A 17,265-nucleotide genomic window follows, 5' to 3' on the forward strand; every position below is an offset into this window, starting at 1 on the left:
TCGGAGGTTCACAAATGGCTATTGAAAAAGGATTTGGCACACTGTCGCCGAGAGCAAAGCGCCTGAAGGATGAACTTATGAACGCGCAGCCTCGCGTGGAATGCGAACGCGCCGTTCTGGTTACCGAAGCCTATAAAGAAACCGAAGACTTGCCTATCATTCTGCGCCGCGCCAAGGCCGCCGAGAAGATCTTCAACAATATCCCCACCCCCATCCGGGACGGCGAACTGATTGTTGGTGCCACTTCCGACGCCCCGCGTTCGGCTGAAATCTTCCCTGAATTTTCCTTTGAATGGGTCGAAAAGGAATTCGACACCATGCATGACCGGGTCGCCGACCCCTTCACCATCACCAAGGAAGTCGCCAACGACCTGTCCGGGGCCTTCAAGTACTGGCCCGGCAAGACGGTTTTTGATCGTGCTTCTTCCTATATGTCTCCCGAAACGCATGCCTGCATGAACAATGGTCTCTTCACCGTGGGCAACTACTTCTACGGCGGCATCGGCCACGTCTGCGTCGACTACGGCAAGGTGCTGCGCATCGGCTTCAGCGGCATTATCGTGGAAACCATGGAAGCCCTGGACAAGCTGGACCATTCCGACCCGAGCTACATTGAAAAGACCCAGTTCTACAATGCCATCATCATCACGTACACGGCTGCCATCAATTATGCCCGCCGGTACGCTGCCAAGGCCGAGGAAATGGCTCGGATGGAAACGAATCCGACCCGCAAGGCCGAACTGATGCAGATTGCCAAGAACTGCTCCAACGTACCTGAAAAGGGCGCCAGCAACTTCTACGAAGCCCTGCAGTCCTTCTGGTTCGTGCAATGCCTGCTGCAGATCGAATCCAGCGGCCACTCCATCTCCCCGGGGCGTTTCGACCAGTACATCAACCCCTACCTGGAAGCCGACAAGAGCATCTCCAGGGAATTCGCCCAGGAACTGATGGATTGCCTGTGGATCAAGTTCAACGATGTCAGCAAGATCCGCGACGAAGTGTCTGCCCAGGCTTTTGCCGGTTGGGGCACTTTCCAGAACTTGTGCGTCGGCGGCCAGACTTCTGGCGGTCTGGATGCCACCAACGAAGTATCCTACATGTGCATGGAGTCCGCCGGTCGTGTGGGCATGCCGCAGCCTTCGTTCTCCATCCGCGTATGGCAGGGCACTCCCGACGAGTTCCTGTTCCGCGCTTCCGAAGTTGTCCGCCTGGGTTACGGATACCCGGCCATGTACAACGACGAAACCATCATGCCCGCCCTGCAGAACCGCGGTGTATCTCTGGAAGATGCCCGTGACTACTGCCTGATCGGTTGTGTTGAGCCCCAGGCCATGCACAGGACCGACGGCTGGCACGACGCCGCCTTCTTCAACGTTGCCAAGGTGCTGGAAATCACCCTGAACAACGGCCGCGTGGGCGACCTGCAGCTCGGACCCCAGACCGGCGAACTGACTGATTTCAAATGCCTGGACGAACTCTTCGACGCCTTCCACAAGCAGTTGAGCCATTTTATCTATTACCTGGCCGAAGCCTGCAACAGCGTGGACCTGGCCCATGCCGAAAGGGCACCGCTGCCCTTCCTGTCCGCCCTGGTGGACGATTGCATCGCAGCTGGCAAGTCCGTGCAGAACGGCGGTGCCCGCTACAACTTCACCGGCCCGCAGGCCTTTGGTATCGCGGATTCCGGCGACTCTCTGTACGCCATTCAGAAGAACGTCTTTGAAGACGGCCGCCTGACCATGGCCCAGATCAAGGACGGTCTGGACAACAACTTCGGTTTCCCCGTGGGCGGCTCCGACGCCAACCCGGCCGGAAGTGGTGCCAACGTGACCGAAGACCAGGTGTACGAAGCCGTACGCAAGGCTCTGAGCAGCGGCGGTTCCATGGATATCGCCTCCTTCAAGAACGAAGTGTACCGCACCCTGGGCGCTTCCACTTCCGCCGTCAACAAGGCTGCCGCTCCTGCTGCCACGTCCAATTACGCGGAACTCCGCCGTATCCTGGACAACACGGATAGCTTCGGCAACGACATCGACTCCGTTGATATGGTCGCCCGCAAATGCGCCGAACTGTATTGCCGCGAAGTTGAGAAATACAGGAACGTACGCGGTGGCGGACAGTTCCAGGCCGGTATCTACCCGGTTTCCGCCAACGTGCTCTTTGGCAAGGACGTCCTGGCATTGCCCGACGGCCGTCTTGCCAAGCAGCCTCTGGCCGATGGTGTCTCTCCCCGCCAGGGCCAGGACCACAACGGCCCCACCGCCGCTGCCAACTCCGTTGCCAAGCTCGACCACTTCCTGGCTTCCAACGGTACCCTGTACAACCAGAAGTTCCTGCCCTCCGCCCTTGCCGGCGACCAGGGCCTCAAGAACTTCGCCGGCATGGTCCGCGGCTACTTCGACAGAAAGGGCATGCACGTCCAGTTCAACGTCGTTGACCGCGCAGTCCTGCTGGACGCCCAGAAGCATCCTGAAAACCACAAGGACCTCGTTGTCCGCGTGGCCGGATACAGCGCCCAGTTCGTCATCCTTGCCAAGGAAGTTCAGGACGACATCATCAGCCGTACCGAGCAGACCTTCTAGTTTGCCGGTGTAACGGAACAATAGCTGTAATCGCCGGACCGGCAGGGCAAAAGCGGCTCTGCCGGTCCGCAACAACCTCTAGGAAATGAGGAGAGCATGAAAGAAATACAGTACGACATGGAAGGCGTTGTCTTCAATATCCAGCGCTACTCGGTTCACGATGGCCCTGGTATTCGGACGATACCCTTTCTGAAAGGCTGTCCGCTTTCCTGCCGTTGGTGCAGCAATCCGGAATCGCAGAGCGGCAAACCGGAAATCATGTACCAGAAGGACCGTTGCATTGGTTGTGGCAAATGTGTGGCTGCGTGCAAGCAGGGTGCTCTTTCCAAGGACAATCCCTTTTTCGTGGACCGGACCAAATGTATCGGGTGCGGTGCCTGCGCCGAGGTATGCACTACCGATGCCCTGACGCTGAAGGGCAAGAAGATGACCGTCTGGGAAGTTATGCAGATTCTTCAGAAAGACGCCATCACCTACCGCAGGTCCAATGGGGGCATTACCCTTTCCGGCGGCGAACCGCTTATGCAGCCCGATTTTTCCAGGGAGCTGCTGCGTGCCTGCCACGAACAGGGGTGGCATACGGCCATGGAAACCACGGGCTTTGCTCCCAAGCATGTGCTCGAACAGGTCATGCCGCATGTGGACCTTGCCCTGCTGGACATCAAGTCTGTTGATCCCGAGGCCCATCGCAGGGGAACCGGCGTGGACAACAGACTGATTCTTGAAAACATCATTCGGATTACCCATCTGACCGAAACAGTGATTCGCGTACCGGTTATTCCGGGCATAAACGCCGATGCGGAGCATATCAGCGCCATCGTGAATTTTGTTCAGTACCTGAACAACGTCACGAAGATCCATCTGCTTGCCTACCATACGTACGGTCAGAACAAATACGCTCTTTTGGGACGGGAATACCCCATGGGCGATACCCCGAACATGAAACCGGAAGAGCTGGAACCCTACAAGAAGATTGTGGAAGATCACGGCTACGAATGCGTGATCGGGGGCTGAAAGGGGCTGCAATGACAAGTCGTTTGATGAGCGCCGAGTCCGTTACCGAAGGACATCCGGACAAGGTTTGCGATCAAATTTCCGACAGCATCCTCGATGCCTGTCTTGGACAGGACCCGGACGCCAGGGTGGCAGCGGAAACCCTGGCATCCGGCAATTCCCTGCATATAGCCGGGGAAATAACGACGACTGCACAGGTCGACGTTGTCGAGGAGGCTCGAAAGGTTATCCGCAAGATCGGGTATACCGATCCGGCTCTGGGGTTTGACAGCGAAGGGTGTTTCATTCTCACCAGTCTGAACTCGCAGTCGCCGGATATTGCCCGGGGCGTCTCCAAAAATGGCGAACTGGGAGCGGGCGACCAGGGCGTTTTTTACGGGTTTGCCTGCGATGAAACGCCGAACTTGATGCCCACACCCATTGCCCTGGCGCACAGGCTTTCCAAACGGCTTGCCGAGGTTCGTCATCAAAAACTGGTTCCCTGGCTTCGGCCGGACGGGAAAACCCAGGTTACCGTGCGTTACGAGGATGGCAGGCCGGTGGGGCTGACCAGCCTGGTTGTTTCGGCCCAGCATGCCCCCGAAGCCGACATGGCAGAGTTGGTGCGGGGGATTGTGGCTGAAGTTGTTTTTTCGGAAGTGAACATCGACTGGATAACAAAAGACACCCGCGTACTGATAAATCCCACCGGACGTTTTGTGGAAGGCGGACCGGCGGCCGACACCGGGCTGACCGGGCGAAAGATCATGGTGGACACGTACGGCGGTTGTGCCCGGCACGGCGGCGGTGCCTTTTCCGGCAAGGATTCAACCAAGGTGGATCGCACTGCCGCATACATGGCCAGGTACGTTGCCAAGAACGTGGTTGCGGCCGGTTTGGCCGCGCGTTGCGAGGTTTCTATAGCGTATGCTATTGGACAGAGAAATCCCGAAATGGTAGCACTGGAAATGTTCGGAACCGAAAAAGTTGATCCTGAACGCCTCTGTTCAATTGTTCAAAATATATTTCCTTTTTCTGTATCTGGGATGGTTGCGGAGTTGGGGCTCCGCAGGCCTCTATTTGTGAAAACTTCTGCCTATGGGCATTTTGGTCGCGAGGATGAAGGGTTTGCGTGGGAGAGGCTGGACAAGGCAGAGCTCCTGCGCTCCTTTTTCTGATTTTTCAGGAGGAAAAACGCTTCATCACAAGAGCCGCGTGCCGTCAGGGGAATGCATTTATGGCTCGTTCTTATTTGCTGGAGAATCTGATCAGCATAGACATGCTGCAAAAGGTTCAGGATAATTTCAGTGTGGCTGTGGGCGTATCACTCATTACGGTCGATACGCATGGCAATCCCGTCACCCGGCCCAGCGGCTTTTCGGATTTCTGTGCTGCTTTTCGTGCAACGTCTGAAGAATTCAAGGCACTCTGCATCCGCTCCGACGAATTGGGCGGACTGCATGCCGTCAAGCGTCGCGGGCCGAGCATTTATCGCTGTCCCTGCGGGCTGGTCGATCTCGCTGTTCCCATTATGATCCGGGACCACCATCTGGGGTCCATCATGGCGGGCCAGGTCCGCCTGAGCGATGAAACCGCCGCGGTTATCGGCAGCCACATGCCGTACGACGAATCGTGGAAGGCCGACCGCAGACTTCGGGAATACCACGAGAGAATTCCCGCCATTTCCTACAGCAAGCTCATTGCTGCATCCAAAACCCTTTTTCATCTGGCCAACTATCTGGTGGAGCAGGGGTATTCCAACTCCATGGCGCAGGAGCTGAGTGCCAAGAACCTCAAGATCGTCGAGGAATCGAAGCGCACTCTGGAACTTGAAAAGACGCTGCGCGAGGTGGAGCTTCAAGCCCTTTCATACCAGGTGAATCCTCATTTTCTTTTCAATGTGCTCAATGCCATCGGCCGACTGGCCTATTTTGAAAACGCCAGAAAAACGGAAAACGTTGTTTACGGTTTTTCCGACATGATGCGCTACATCCTTAACAAGGACATAGCGCAGTTCGTAACAGTGAAGAATGAAGTCGAGCACGTTGGCAACTATTTGTATCTGCAACAGATTCGTATGAGCGATAAGTTCTCGTATGACATTGATGTGCCGGACAAGTACAATTCCACATTGTGTCCGTTTATGGTGCTGCAGCCCTTGGTGGAAAACTGCATCAACTACGCCATTGAGCCTTCCGGAAACGAGAGCTTTGTAAAAATAAAGGCCTCCGACGACGGCAAGGATGTGACCCTGGAGGTGCAGGACAGTGGTGACGGCATTTCGCCCGAAAAGGCCAGGGCCGCGTTGAACGGCACAGCGGAACGGTCCGGGCGTGCCAGCATCGGCCTGCACAACGTGAACCAGCGGCTCATCTATTTTTATGGCGAAAGTTACGGGCTGGAAATTGAAAGCCTGAACACACCCGGCGCGGGGACGCTTGTAAGGATGCGTTTTCCTTTGGAATTCGACCCAGCTGCCCTTTGATCTCAAACGCCACCCAGGAGTTTCCATGACGACCTCAATTGTTATCGTTGAAGATGAAAATCTGGAAAGACAGGCGATCAGGACAATTTTGAACAATGAGCTCAAAGACCCCTGCGAAATGCTGGAAGCCAGTACCGGGTTGGAGGCCATAAAAATCATCGATTCGGGCGGGGTCGATCTCATGCTTTTGGATATCAGCATCCCCCGGCCGAACGGCCTGGAAGTTCTTCGCTATCTTCGTGAGAACAACCATCATTCAAAGGTCATCATCACCACGGCCCACGACGATTTCAACATGGCGCGCGAGGCCATCAACCTGAAGGCGGACGGCTATCTGCTCAAGCCCATTCGGGTGCAGGCCCTGGTGGAGGCCGTACAGTCGTGCCTTGGGACCGGCTGCGGCACCGGGCGCCGCTGCGAGGAACTGGCGCAGGCGGTTTACCAGTATCTTGCCCAGAACATGTATCAGGACTCGGTTATTCTGGTGCGAAATCACCTCAACTGGATCTATGCGCAGGACGGCGGCAATATCCGCCAGCTGCTTTTGGAAACCGGGGATGCGCTGGTCAAGATGGGGCAGGAAAAGGATCTTGATACGGATTGTCTGCGCGGTGAGATAGACCGGGTAAGAAATATGAACACCGGGTCCCAGAACTGGGGAAAGGTGCTGGATACGTACCTGCGCATGCTGGATTGCCTTTTTGAGAGCACGCGCAAGTATTTCGGCCATTCGCAGGACACCATGCAGCGGGTTTTGGGGTACATAGAGCGGTTTATCTACAAGGGGGTAACCCTGGAAGAAGCCGCCGAGTTCGGCCATGTAAGTCCCTCGTATCTGAGCCGGTTGTTCAAGAAGAGCACGGGCGAGAATTTTGTTTCCTACACTACCCGGCTGCGGATGGAACAGGCCAAGGAATTGCTGAAGCAGAGCGATCTGCCCATTACCGCCATAGCCCTGGAACTGTCGTATAACGACGTCCAGTATTTTTATAAGTCGTTCAAGAAGATGTTCGGCATGTCTCCGTCCGAGTATCGCAAGCAGGCCAGTGCCGAGACGTGCGCAACCCATTGATAGTGTCCGCGTTGGACGATGGCTGGGCGGTTCAGGCAGCATGAACATGGGGGGGCAGGGTACAGCCACGGGCGACCACGGGCGACCTGAAGTTTTGGAAGCTGTGGAAGCTGTGTGCCTGCGCCTGACAAACCAGGTTTTTCTGGAGGGCACCGTCCCCTGTACAAAAGCCGTGTATTGGGGACAGCACAAAATCTACGGATGAATTTTGCAAAACCTGAGCTGTGGACCGTACTGGGGATGTCTCTGGACGGTCCACGGCTTTGAACAGCGCATGCTGAATATCCAGAAATCTTTTTGTGGATGATGCTCTTTCTTTAGTTTGCAATACTTTTTCTGCTACGTCTCAAGCTTGCAGAGAACTTTTTGCCATTTCGTAGAGTATTTTTTTATCTTCTACATTCTTTCAATTCATAAAGAAATCTCTTTTAAAGTTTTTTCATTTTTTATTCGAATTTAAACTTCAAATTATTTAGTGCGTAAATTCTATGGCACACATTTTGTTGTGCCATTATCTGGTTTATCATCCATACACATGTATTGGAATCTTTGGGTACACTCTTGGTACTTTTATGACATGCCTTTTGGGAAAATCTTGAAAACAAAGCAAGAATTTACCACGAGAGGTCAACCTCCGCATATTATCCGCAACATTCCTGCCTGCTATAACTCTGCTCAAGGAAATTGATCCAGCATCATTTTGTTGGTCTTCATGTGTAAACAAGCACTCTGGGCACTGAAGGCACAACCGGGGCGCAACTTCGCACAGTTCTGCCGACGCGTAATTGCCCCGTGTTCATATATGCCGTCTGCCGTGTCCCCAAACATGGCATGACGAAGACCGGGTATCTTGTTGATTTCGGCTTTGTTCTCCCCTGACAGAACCTGGCCGGTCAGCAAGGCGCCCCGGTGGTGCAGCGGGCTGTTGGTTCATGCAGCCCTGGCGGCGGGGATACGAATCCCCTTTGTATTGTTCACATGGCGCATGTCTCCTGCGATCTTTGGCGGTGTTGCATCCGGTCCTCGGCGTGCCGGGCTCTGGTTCCGCTGTCCAGCGGGTACGGATTTCTTCCGATGTTTTTCCCGAAACCATGGTGTTCCGGGATTTGCATGGGAAATCATCCCAGGAGGCGTTTAACTTTCAAACTGGCCGGTTGGTCCATACAAAGGCGTCTTCATGAAAGTTCTCGTCATCAATTGCGGAAGCTCGTCATTCAAATATCAGTTCATCAACATGGAAAACCGTCAGGTTTTGTGCTGCGGCCTTGTGGAACGCATTGGGACCGACACAGGAAGCCTGACCCATAAAAAGGCTCCCTGCACTTCCGATGAGATCGTATTCAAGGAAGAGCGGGAATTTGCCACCCACACGGATGGAATAACCCGGGTAATGTCCTTGCTTACCGATGCCGAGTACGGGGTCATCAAGGACCTCTCGGAAATTTCCGCCTGTGGACATCGGGGCGTCATGGGGGCTGAAAAGTTCACCAAACCGACGCTTGTGGAACCTGGAATGCTTGCGACCCTGGACGACCTCTCGGTTCTTGCTCCGCTGCATAATCCCCCCACGATTCAAGGGATGCGGATCATGTCCGAGCTGTTGCCGTGCCCGTCCGTGGCGGTCTTTGACACCGAGTTTCATTCCACCATGCCCGAACACGCCTATAAATACGCACTGCCCAACGACCTGTACACAAAGTACGGGATTCGGCGCTACGGCTTTCATGGAACCTCCCACAGGTATGTGGCGGAACAGGCTGCCGATTTTCTGGGCAAGCCCAGGGACGGGGTCAACCTCATTACCTGCCATTTGGGAAACGGAAGTTCCATTTCCGCGGTGCGTGACGGCAAGTGTGTGGACACCTCCATGGGGCTTACACCGCTGAGTGGTGTTGTTATGGGAACCCGCTGCGGGGACATCGACCCTGCCATTTCCAACTATCTTGCCGAGCGTACGGGCAAAACCGTTGCGGAAATAGACAAGATGTTCAATTCCGAAAGCGGACTCAAGGGACTGAGCGGCATGAACGACATGCGCGATATCCATGCCGCCAGGGAAAAGGGCGACCAGGGGGCGGAACTTGCTTTTGAAATGTTCTGCTACAGCATCCGCAAGACGATAGGTTCGTATTATGCCGTGCTGGGCAGGGTGGACGCCCTGGTTTTTACAGCTGGCATAGGCGAAAACGACGACATTTCCCGGGCTGCCATATGCAAGGATTTCGAATCGCTGGGCATTGCCTTGGATTTGGAGAAAAACGGCCAGAGAAGCGGAGAAGCCCGCAGCATCAGCAAGCCCGGAATGGCGGTTGATGTACTTGTCATCCCCACCAACGAGGAATTGGCTATTGCCATAGCCACCATGAATGTTTTGAAGGCGGCCTAAACAAAGAAGCAACTTTGCGGTAGCAGCGTTCCGTTTTTATGTCTCGGTGGGCGTTGCTGCATGTTGGCGACTTCCGGTCGGGTCCTCTCCGGCCACTCGGCTTTTAAGTCTTCCCCAATTGAGGCTTACGGTTTCCTGGACCACCGAGTGTTGGACCCCATACGGCATGTTGCCTCTTACGCCGCACTTCTTCCCGGCCCTTGGGTGTTCAGCCCAAGGGCCGGGTTTTTTATGTGCGCAGGCTAAATGATGGTGCGTATTCTGGGCCGTTGACAGTACTGGTTTGCAGATTTATTGACGCCTCACCCCAAGGCAAAACGGCTGCAGGGGGAAATGGTCGAAATTCTCCAAGCGCACAACGCGGTTCTTTTATTCCGGCTTTACTGCAGACGAACAAAACCTGATGATGTCTCTGCGCGACAGAATCATGGAAAATCTTCACCATCGTCTTGAGGGTTTCTCTCTCGACGCAATCAATAGTATTTTTCTTCCTGCGCACCATTGGTCCGATAAACTGAAACGACGTGAACTGGGGCAGTCTCTTGAAGCATATGTCGAAAAGAATTTTTGTGGCCGTTGCCGGGCTTGTCAGCATGGCATTCGGCGTTGCTTTCTCTGTGAAAGCCAATCTGGGTGTGTCCCCTGTTTCATGCATTCCGTACATTTACAGCCTGAAGTTCAATTTCACCGTCGGCGAACTGACCATCCTGCTGAACATGATTTTCGCCCTGGGCCAGTTCCTCATCCTACGGAAAAAGTACACGCTGCTTCACCTTTTGCAGATGCTCGCGGTCATCATATTCGGCTATTGCATCGATATGGCCTTGTATGTCATCGGCGGCATCAACCCGACCACCTACGTCGTGCAGATGGGGCTGTGCCTTTTGGGTTGCCTGACCCTTTCGGCGGGCATTTTTCTTTTGGTAAAGGCCAACCTTACCTATCTTCCGGGCGACGGTTTTGTGGTGGTGGTTGCGGACACGGTGCACACAGGATTCGGCAAGCTGAAGGTCGCGTTGGACTGTAGCATGGTCACAGTCGGGCTGGTCAGCTCCTTTGCCTTTCTGCACAGGCTGGAGGGCATCCGCGAAGGAACCGTCATTGCAGCCCTGCTGGTCGGCTCCCTCGTCAAATTCTTCAACACCAGGATTTTCTGGATAGACGGCTGGCTGGGCAACGGCGTGCAGGAAGAAGATATCCCGCTTTTGCCCGAGGGGATGGAGCAGCCCCTTGTTGTGACGATTTCCAGGGAATACGGGAGCGGCGGTCACAGTATCGGCCAAGTCGTTGCCAGGAAATTGGGCATTGATTTCTACGATAGGGAATTGATCGACATCACGGCGGCAAAAAGCGGGTTCACGCCGGAATACATCCAGGAGAACGAGCAGAAGCTGGCCGGTTCGCTGCTTGATGAACTCTATATGAACAACTACGCCTACGTGCAGGACGAGCTTCCTCCCTCCGATGTGCTTTTTCTGGTGCAGAGCAAGATCATCCGCGACATCTGCAGCAGGGGGCCCTGCGTCATCGTGGGCCGTTGCGCCAACTTCATTCTCAAGCACAATCCGCGTTGCTTCAACGTCTTTGTCCATGCCAGCGAAGCACACCGCATTGCCAGAATCGTCAACGAATACGGAGTGGACGAGTCGGTATCGGGCAAGAAACTGGAAAAACTGGACCGCGAACGGGCCAAGTATTGTCTGGAATACACGGGCGAGGACTGGCGGGACTCGACCAACTATCACCTTGCGCTGGACAGCTCGCTGTATGACAGCCCGGAGCAGATTGCCGACAGGATCATAGAGATGATTCCCGAGGACATCCTGCACCCGCAGGCGGAAGCAGCTCCCTCAGAAGAAGTTTCCTCGAAAGAAGTGTCCCCGGTCGCCTAGCTTTTTTCACCACGACCCCAAAACTCCCATTCCCCAGGTGCTTTGCAAAATGCCCCAGGGAATGGGAGTTTTTATTTTTTGTTGCCCTGTATGTTGGAGAGTCGGCGTTCCCCCCGTCATCCTCGGTCATCCCAAATCATCCCAGGTCACCTGGCTCTCTGGCTCGCCTTTCACCCAAAGAACCACAGGGGCGTTATCGTCCTAGTCTCCCATAGGGCGCGGGGCAGCTATTCAGCTTCGCCCCATGCCTTGGCGCTGCGTTCCACCTTTTTGCGGACGCCTTTCCAGTCGGTTTCGTGGGCAAACATGGATTCCGGCAGGGCGGCCAGCATTTTTTCGTAAAGACTCAAAGGAACCGTAAAGGTCAGTTCGTCGGTTTTCAGGAATTTTCTGGCCGACGGGTCCATGCCGCCAAGCACTGCCTTTTCCATGCCTTTTTCCTTGTAATACAAGGGCCAGGCAACAATATTGGTGCATCCTGCGCCAAAGGGGCTGACCACGCATTCCATATCGCCCGTGGTGAAGGTCGCCTGGGTGAAGAGTCCGGTAAGAACTTCGGGACGGGCGAAAAAGATGATGAATTCCGGCTGTACCTCGTCGGTGAACTGGGAAAGTGGCTTGAAGATGCAATATCTGCCCGGAGCGTCGCGGGGCTCCACCTTCCGCACGAACTTGCGCATGGCTTCGGGATTGGGCATGTAGCGTTCGCCCTTCAGGGGAGTGCCTTCAAACCCCGTGGACACGTAATTTTCAATGAACCGCAGGTTCGGCTTCATCATGGAAGTGTAGTACACACCTCCCAGACATCCGTACTCTTCGGCGGAAACAAAGGCCGCTCCTTTCTTTTTGCGGGCCAGCCAAATGTTGCCGACAACACAGGAAAAGCTTTTCATCACTTCCCGCATGTCCAGTTTTCCCGCGTCTTCCAGTTCCCGGGAGATGGGCACTCCGGTTTTGGGGCCGTAGGCCTTTTCCGGCAAGGTGTCCGAATAATAGACTCCAAAGGGCTCTTCCTGCAGGCCGAGATAGTCCAGAAACGTGGCGGTATCATCGAGTATGGATTGCATGGTCATGTCGTCCTCCTGCTGTTTGATGGCCAGGAAACAGGGCGTTCGGATATATTGATTTCCACTATGTCTTTTCATACCATGCTTATGAATAAAATAAACAGGCTGAATAAAAAACTCTATTCCACAGATGGGCATAATGATGCAGGGGATGGGCATAATGATGCAGGAATTTTTCAACGACATTCCGCTGCTTGTGGAAGTGGCAAAGCAGAAAAGTTTTACCAAGGCGGCGGAAAACCTCGGAATAGGGGCCTCGACTCTTTCCAGGCGCATCAAATTGCTGGAAAAGCGGATGGGCGCGCTTCTTTTTTACAGGGATACGCGCAATGTGGACCTGACCGACAACGGAATGCTGCTGGTCGAACGTTGCGAGTTTCTTTTGGAGGAAGCGCAGGAGGCTTACAATTCCGTGGGCATGAACATGCGCAACCCGACCGGGCTTATCCGTGTATGCATGTTCCGGGACCTGTACGGCCGGTACATGAAAAAGGCGTTGATTGAATTTGCCGAGAGATGGCCAAATATCCAGCTGGACCTGACCTTTGTGGAACATCCGGTGGATATGCGTACCGATCCCTATGATGTGGCCTTTCTCATCGGGTCTTCCATTGCCCCGCCGTTGGTTGCCAGAAAAATGATAACCATTGAGCCGTTTCTCTATGCCTCCCCAAAGCTGTTCGAGCGGTACCCCGTACCGTCCGATCCCGGCGATCTGCACAATCTGCCGTGTATTGTTCTCCAACGCTTCGGGCGGCGCTGGTCCATGTACAATGATACCCGAAGGATGACGGTGGAGATTCAGCCCCGATACGAGTTCAGCTCCGCGGTCATGTGCCGCGACTTTGCTTTGGCCGGGCTTGGCGTGGTTCTGCTGCGTGGGCTGCTTGCAGAGCCGTACGAAAAGGCGGGGCGTCTGGTGCGGGTGCTTCCCGAGTGGGACGGAGACTTTCAGCACGACGTCTATATGGTGACCGGATCCTCCCAATTGCCGCAGAGAATCCGTCTGTTCATGGACCACATCTTTACGCGGTACGTTGTAGCGTAAGGGGGACGGGGCGTCGGCCCTGTCAATCGTCCAGGTCGAGGAGCCAGCCTAATCTGTGCGGGGTTTTTTCAGCCTCTTGCCGACAATTCTGTTCCGTCCGTGCTGCTTGGCCTTGTACAGTAAATCGTCGCAGGTTTTGAGCAGGGCTTCGGGCGAAATTTCGTACGAGCCGTGCGCCGAGAGCACGCCGATACTGACGGTCACGTATTGGCTCACCTTCGAAGTTTCATGGGGAATGGCAAGCCGTTCCACTCCGGCGCGGATTCTTTCCGCAACCATCAGGGCACCGTCGTGGTCCTCTGTAAAGGAGAGGAGACAACCGAACTCTTCGCCTCCATAGCGGAAGGCAATGTCCGTGGATCGCTTGAGTTCCCGCAACAGAACCTGGGCTACACCGCGCAAACAGTCGTCGCCTGCCACATGCCCGTACATGTCGTTGAATTGTTTGAAAAAATCAACATCCAGCAGAATGAGCGAAAGCGAGGACCCGGAGCGGCTGTGCTCCTGGAGCCTGATGCGCAGCGTCTTGTCGAAAAGACGGCGGTTGGCAAGGCCGGTAAGGCTGTCCTTGTTGGCCAGTTCCGCCAGCTCCCGGTTTTTCGCCTCCAGCTCCGAAGTGGTGCTGGCAAACAGGTGGCTCATCACTTTGAACAATTGATGTTTCTTCAGCTTGTTTTCCGACGTGCCGACGGATTGCCGGGGGGCAGGCAAGGGGCAGTTGCAGCTGCCTGTTTCGGAAAGGGCCAGGACGGTCATTGTCTGCTGAAAGAAATGGGGACGGCGGTCCGGTGCGGTGTAATATTCGCCAAAGGTGAAAAATCCCGTGGCAGAGGAGCAGCACTCCAAGGCCTGCATATCCACGGTGATATCATCGCCTAAAATAGACAGCCGGGAAATGCAGCTGTAGGTGAAAAGCGCCTCGGGATCGAAGCTGGCAAGTTCCGCACGAAGCCTTTTCGCCCCCTGTTCCTGGAGGATGGCGTCGCAAAAGCTGAATCGGACCTGTTCTCCCGCCCGCAGCTCCTGCACAAGCTCAAACGAGCCGTCGTCGTTGATTGCCGCTATGGGGTTGGTCAGCTGGGTGTCGCCTTTGTCTATGAGAAGGGGAAAGTTGTTGATCATAAAAAACGACGACATGTTGGAATCAAAGCCAAGGTATTGTTTGTATATGTCACTGACGGATTGGTGGTCCAGGGCGTAAAGCCGTGTGCCTTCGGCATGGGTCACGGTCATTTTTTTGCCGATGGGGCCCCATCCTCTGTCGTAGGCGGTGTGAACGCACAGTGCTTCACCGCACAGGGCGGCAGCGGCAAATCCTGTCTCCATCAGCCCTTTTTCCGTAAAGATACAGACCCGGCTGTTCAATTCGTCGTAACCGCCAGCCTGTCCGCCCCCTATGGGGACATTTCCCCCCAGCTTTTTGCTCAGCGCTTTGAGAAAGGGCAGGTGGTTGGTGAAATTGCCATGTTTGAGACCTCTGCCGAAGACAATAACGGCCTTGGGGGCGCTGGCTGCAAAATCTTCGCCCACGGCCTGCCCGGCAGCTTCAAGATCGTCTTCTTTTTTCAGGGTGGTATGTACCTTGGTCTGTTCAAAGAGCGAAATGCCGAGCACGACAGCGTGTTTCATTACGCGTGCGTTGAAGATTTCTCCCGCAGAACTCGCGCCGAGGATGGCCGTTCCCGGAAAAAGTTCCACAAGCTCCAAGCGCAGATTGTCAATTTTATGCGGATCGGAAATGCCACAGAAAGCCTGTATCAAAACCTGATCAGCAGGATGGGAAACGACTTTTTCTCGTATCCTCAACAGATCGTCTCTACCCTTGTAGACGATGTTCCAATGTTTCAAAACAGCCCCCTCTTGCCGGATTCCGGTTGCCGGTGATGTTGCGCGCCGACAACATATGCAGAAAGCTCGTCCTATATACTATGAAATCCAATAACGTTGCCATTAGATTGATCACCTCGGAAAAAAGCGCTGTTTCTTTAGGCCGGACATCACTTTCAGAGCCAGATTGCCCAAAAAAAAAAGCCCCTACCTGGCGGAGGGGGGCTTTTTTGGGATGAATCGACGGCCATGCATGGCCGTTGTTCAACCGGCGGATGGAGCCGGTTTGAGGGGAAGCTTGTTATCGGCTGACCAGGCTATTGGATGTCTCCCTGGCGGGATGTGTCCCTCTTTGGAGTTGTTGTTTGGTCTGTAGCGGTTGCAGTCGCCAGCAGGTTGCCGTCGGCATCGAAGTCGAGCGGCTGTCCTGCATCGAGGGCTTTGTCCCAGCCGCCGCCCAGCGCCTTTGCCAGCGATATGTAGTTCTCCACAATGGCGACCTTGCTCTGTACGAACTGGTCCTGGGCGGAATACAGCGATCTCTCGGCCGCGAGCACGTCCAGAAAATTAGAAGCGCCGTTCTGGTAGAGCAGCTGGGAGAGTTCGACAGCTGTCTTGTAGTTGCGCACGGCCTTGGCAAGATCCTTTATTCTGGTCTGCTCGCGGGACAGGGCAACCGTGTTGTTTTCCACATCCTCCAGCGCGCTGAGCACGGCGATGCGATAGGCGTAATATTGTTGGTCGCGCTTTGCTTCGGCAATTTCCACCTTGGCTGCCAGCTGTCCGCCGTTGAAGATGGGGATGCTCAGCGACGGCCCGATAACCCAGCCGATGGACGAACCCTTGGCAATGTCTCCGAACGTGGCGCTGGAGGTATCGAGGCTGCCGGAAATCGAGATGGCCGGGTATCTGGCTGCCTCGGCCTGGCCTATCCGGGCCGTGGTTTGGGCAAGCTGCCGTTCGGCCATGCGTACGTCCGGGCGGTTGAGCAGGATGTTTGCCGGAACTCCGGCCGGGAGTTCGCGCCTGGGCATGGGCACGGGAGTGCTGTCCTTCATAAGGCCCAGCAGGGAATCCGGGGCCTTGCCCAAAAGAATGCCGAGCCTGTGCACGGCCTGCGCATACATGGCTTCATACGTGGGAATATTGGCCTCGGTGGTGTTCACCAGGGCATCGGCCATGTGCATGTCCACGGCAGAGGAAACGCCGGCCTCAACCATCAGCGTGGTCAGGTGGGCTGTTTCCTTTTGCGATTCGGCAGTGCTTTTGGCCAGGGCAATCCGGGCCTGATAGCCGCGCGCCTCCACATAGTTGAGGGCCACGTCGCCTATGAGGGTCAGCAGGGCCGAGTTGAGATCTTCCTGTGCGGCATCCAGACCGAAGCCTGCGGCTTCCAGATTGCGCCGGTTGGCGCCGAAGAAGTCGAGTTCCCAGCTGGCGTCAAAACCGGCCTTGAACTTGTTGTAATAGTTGGACCGGCCATTGGTAGAACTGGCCGAGGTCTTGCCGTAGCCGGTTCTGGCGGCCGAGGCCGAGCCGTCCACCAATGGCAGCAGTTTGCCCCCGGCTTCGCGGTAGGTTGCCCGGGCTTGGCGGACCCTGGCCTGGGCGGCGGCCACATTCAGACTTCCTTGCACGGCTTCGTTGATAAGCCGGTCGAGAAGCGGATCTTCCAGGCTGTTCCACCATTTTTTGAGGTTGGCGAGCCGTTCGCCGTCTATGGCCTGGGTGGCGTTCCATTGGCCGGGCAGGTCAAGGGCGGGTTGGTGATAGTCCGGCCCCACGGCGCAGCCTGCCAGCAGAACCAGCATCAGCAGGCCCGATCCCACCAGGCCCGATCCCAGCAGGGCGGAACGCCCGGAATGGTGGGCGGACGTGTTTTTTGTTCTTGGCATATGGTTGGTTGCTTTCAT

At 55.3% G+C, this 17,265-nt stretch carries 11 protein-coding genes; 8 read left to right on the forward strand and 3 right to left on the reverse strand.

From position 1 onward, the window contains the following. Window positions 1-14: 14 nt before the first annotated feature. The 7 genes from ACI0FJ_RS19905 (at window position 15) to ACI0FJ_RS19935 (ending at window position 11,410) form a co-directional block, all read left to right on the forward strand. The gene (locus ACI0FJ_RS19905) at window positions 15-2,582 is read left to right on the forward strand and encodes a glycyl radical protein (protein WP_424306375.1); all 2,568 of its coding nucleotides are present in this window, start codon (window positions 15-17) and stop codon (window positions 2,580-2,582) included. A 96-nt stretch (window positions 2,583-2,678) separates the two neighbouring features. After that, complete coding sequence (locus ACI0FJ_RS19910) at window positions 2,679-3,596, forward strand: glycyl-radical enzyme activating protein (RefSeq protein ID WP_424306377.1); 918 nt, start codon at window positions 2,679-2,681, stop codon at window positions 3,594-3,596. A gap of 11 nt (window positions 3,597-3,607) precedes the next feature. Next, window positions 3,608-4,753 (forward strand): methionine adenosyltransferase, encoded by a 1,146-nt coding sequence (metK, locus tag ACI0FJ_RS19915; protein WP_424306379.1) that lies wholly within the window; start codon window positions 3,608-3,610, stop codon window positions 4,751-4,753. 59 nt (window positions 4,754-4,812) lie between these two features. Beyond that, entirely contained in the window at window positions 4,813-6,060 is a 1,248-nt protein-coding gene (locus ACI0FJ_RS19920) for a sensor histidine kinase (protein ID WP_424306381.1), read from the forward strand. A 25-nt stretch (window positions 6,061-6,085) separates the two neighbouring features. Next, window positions 6,086-7,132 (forward strand): response regulator transcription factor, encoded by a 1,047-nt coding sequence (locus ACI0FJ_RS19925; RefSeq protein WP_424306383.1) that lies wholly within the window; start codon window positions 6,086-6,088, stop codon window positions 7,130-7,132. 1,177 nt (window positions 7,133-8,309) lie between these two features. Next, window positions 8,310-9,518, forward strand: a complete 1,209-nt coding sequence (locus ACI0FJ_RS19930) for an acetate kinase (RefSeq protein WP_424306385.1) — start codon at window positions 8,310-8,312, stop codon at window positions 9,516-9,518. Between the two features lie 551 nt (window positions 9,519-10,069). Beyond that, window positions 10,070-11,410, forward strand: coding sequence for a DUF6198 family protein (locus ACI0FJ_RS19935; RefSeq protein ID WP_424306387.1), 1,341 nt, complete (start codon window positions 10,070-10,072; stop codon window positions 11,408-11,410). Window positions 11,411-11,637: 227 nt separating this feature from the next. Here the strand turns inward: ACI0FJ_RS19935 and ACI0FJ_RS19940 are convergent, their stop codons facing one another. After that, window positions 11,638-12,483 (reverse strand): DUF169 domain-containing protein, encoded by an 846-nt coding sequence (locus tag ACI0FJ_RS19940; RefSeq protein WP_424306389.1) that lies wholly within the window; start codon window positions 12,481-12,483, stop codon window positions 11,638-11,640. A 154-nt stretch (window positions 12,484-12,637) separates the two neighbouring features. On the opposite strand from ACI0FJ_RS19940, the gene ACI0FJ_RS19945 reads away from it, so the two are divergent. After that, a complete protein-coding gene (locus ACI0FJ_RS19945) occupies window positions 12,638-13,525 on the forward strand; it encodes a LysR family transcriptional regulator (RefSeq protein WP_424306391.1) in 888 nt (295 codons plus the stop codon). Between the two features lie 48 nt (window positions 13,526-13,573). On the opposite strand, the gene ACI0FJ_RS19950 is transcribed toward ACI0FJ_RS19945, so the two are convergent. Beyond that, window positions 13,574-15,373 (reverse strand): sensor domain-containing diguanylate cyclase, encoded by a 1,800-nt coding sequence (locus tag ACI0FJ_RS19950; RefSeq protein ID WP_424306393.1) that lies wholly within the window; start codon window positions 15,371-15,373, stop codon window positions 13,574-13,576. Between the two features lie 296 nt (window positions 15,374-15,669). Continuing rightward, window positions 15,670-17,265, reverse strand: coding sequence for an efflux transporter outer membrane subunit (locus ACI0FJ_RS19955; protein WP_424306395.1), 1,596 nt, complete (start codon window positions 17,263-17,265; stop codon window positions 15,670-15,672).

The sequence above is a fragment of the Desulfovibrio sp. 7SRBS1 genome (assembly GCF_049723905.1).
In the GTDB taxonomy this organism is placed as follows: domain Bacteria; phylum Desulfobacterota; class Desulfovibrionia; order Desulfovibrionales; family Desulfovibrionaceae.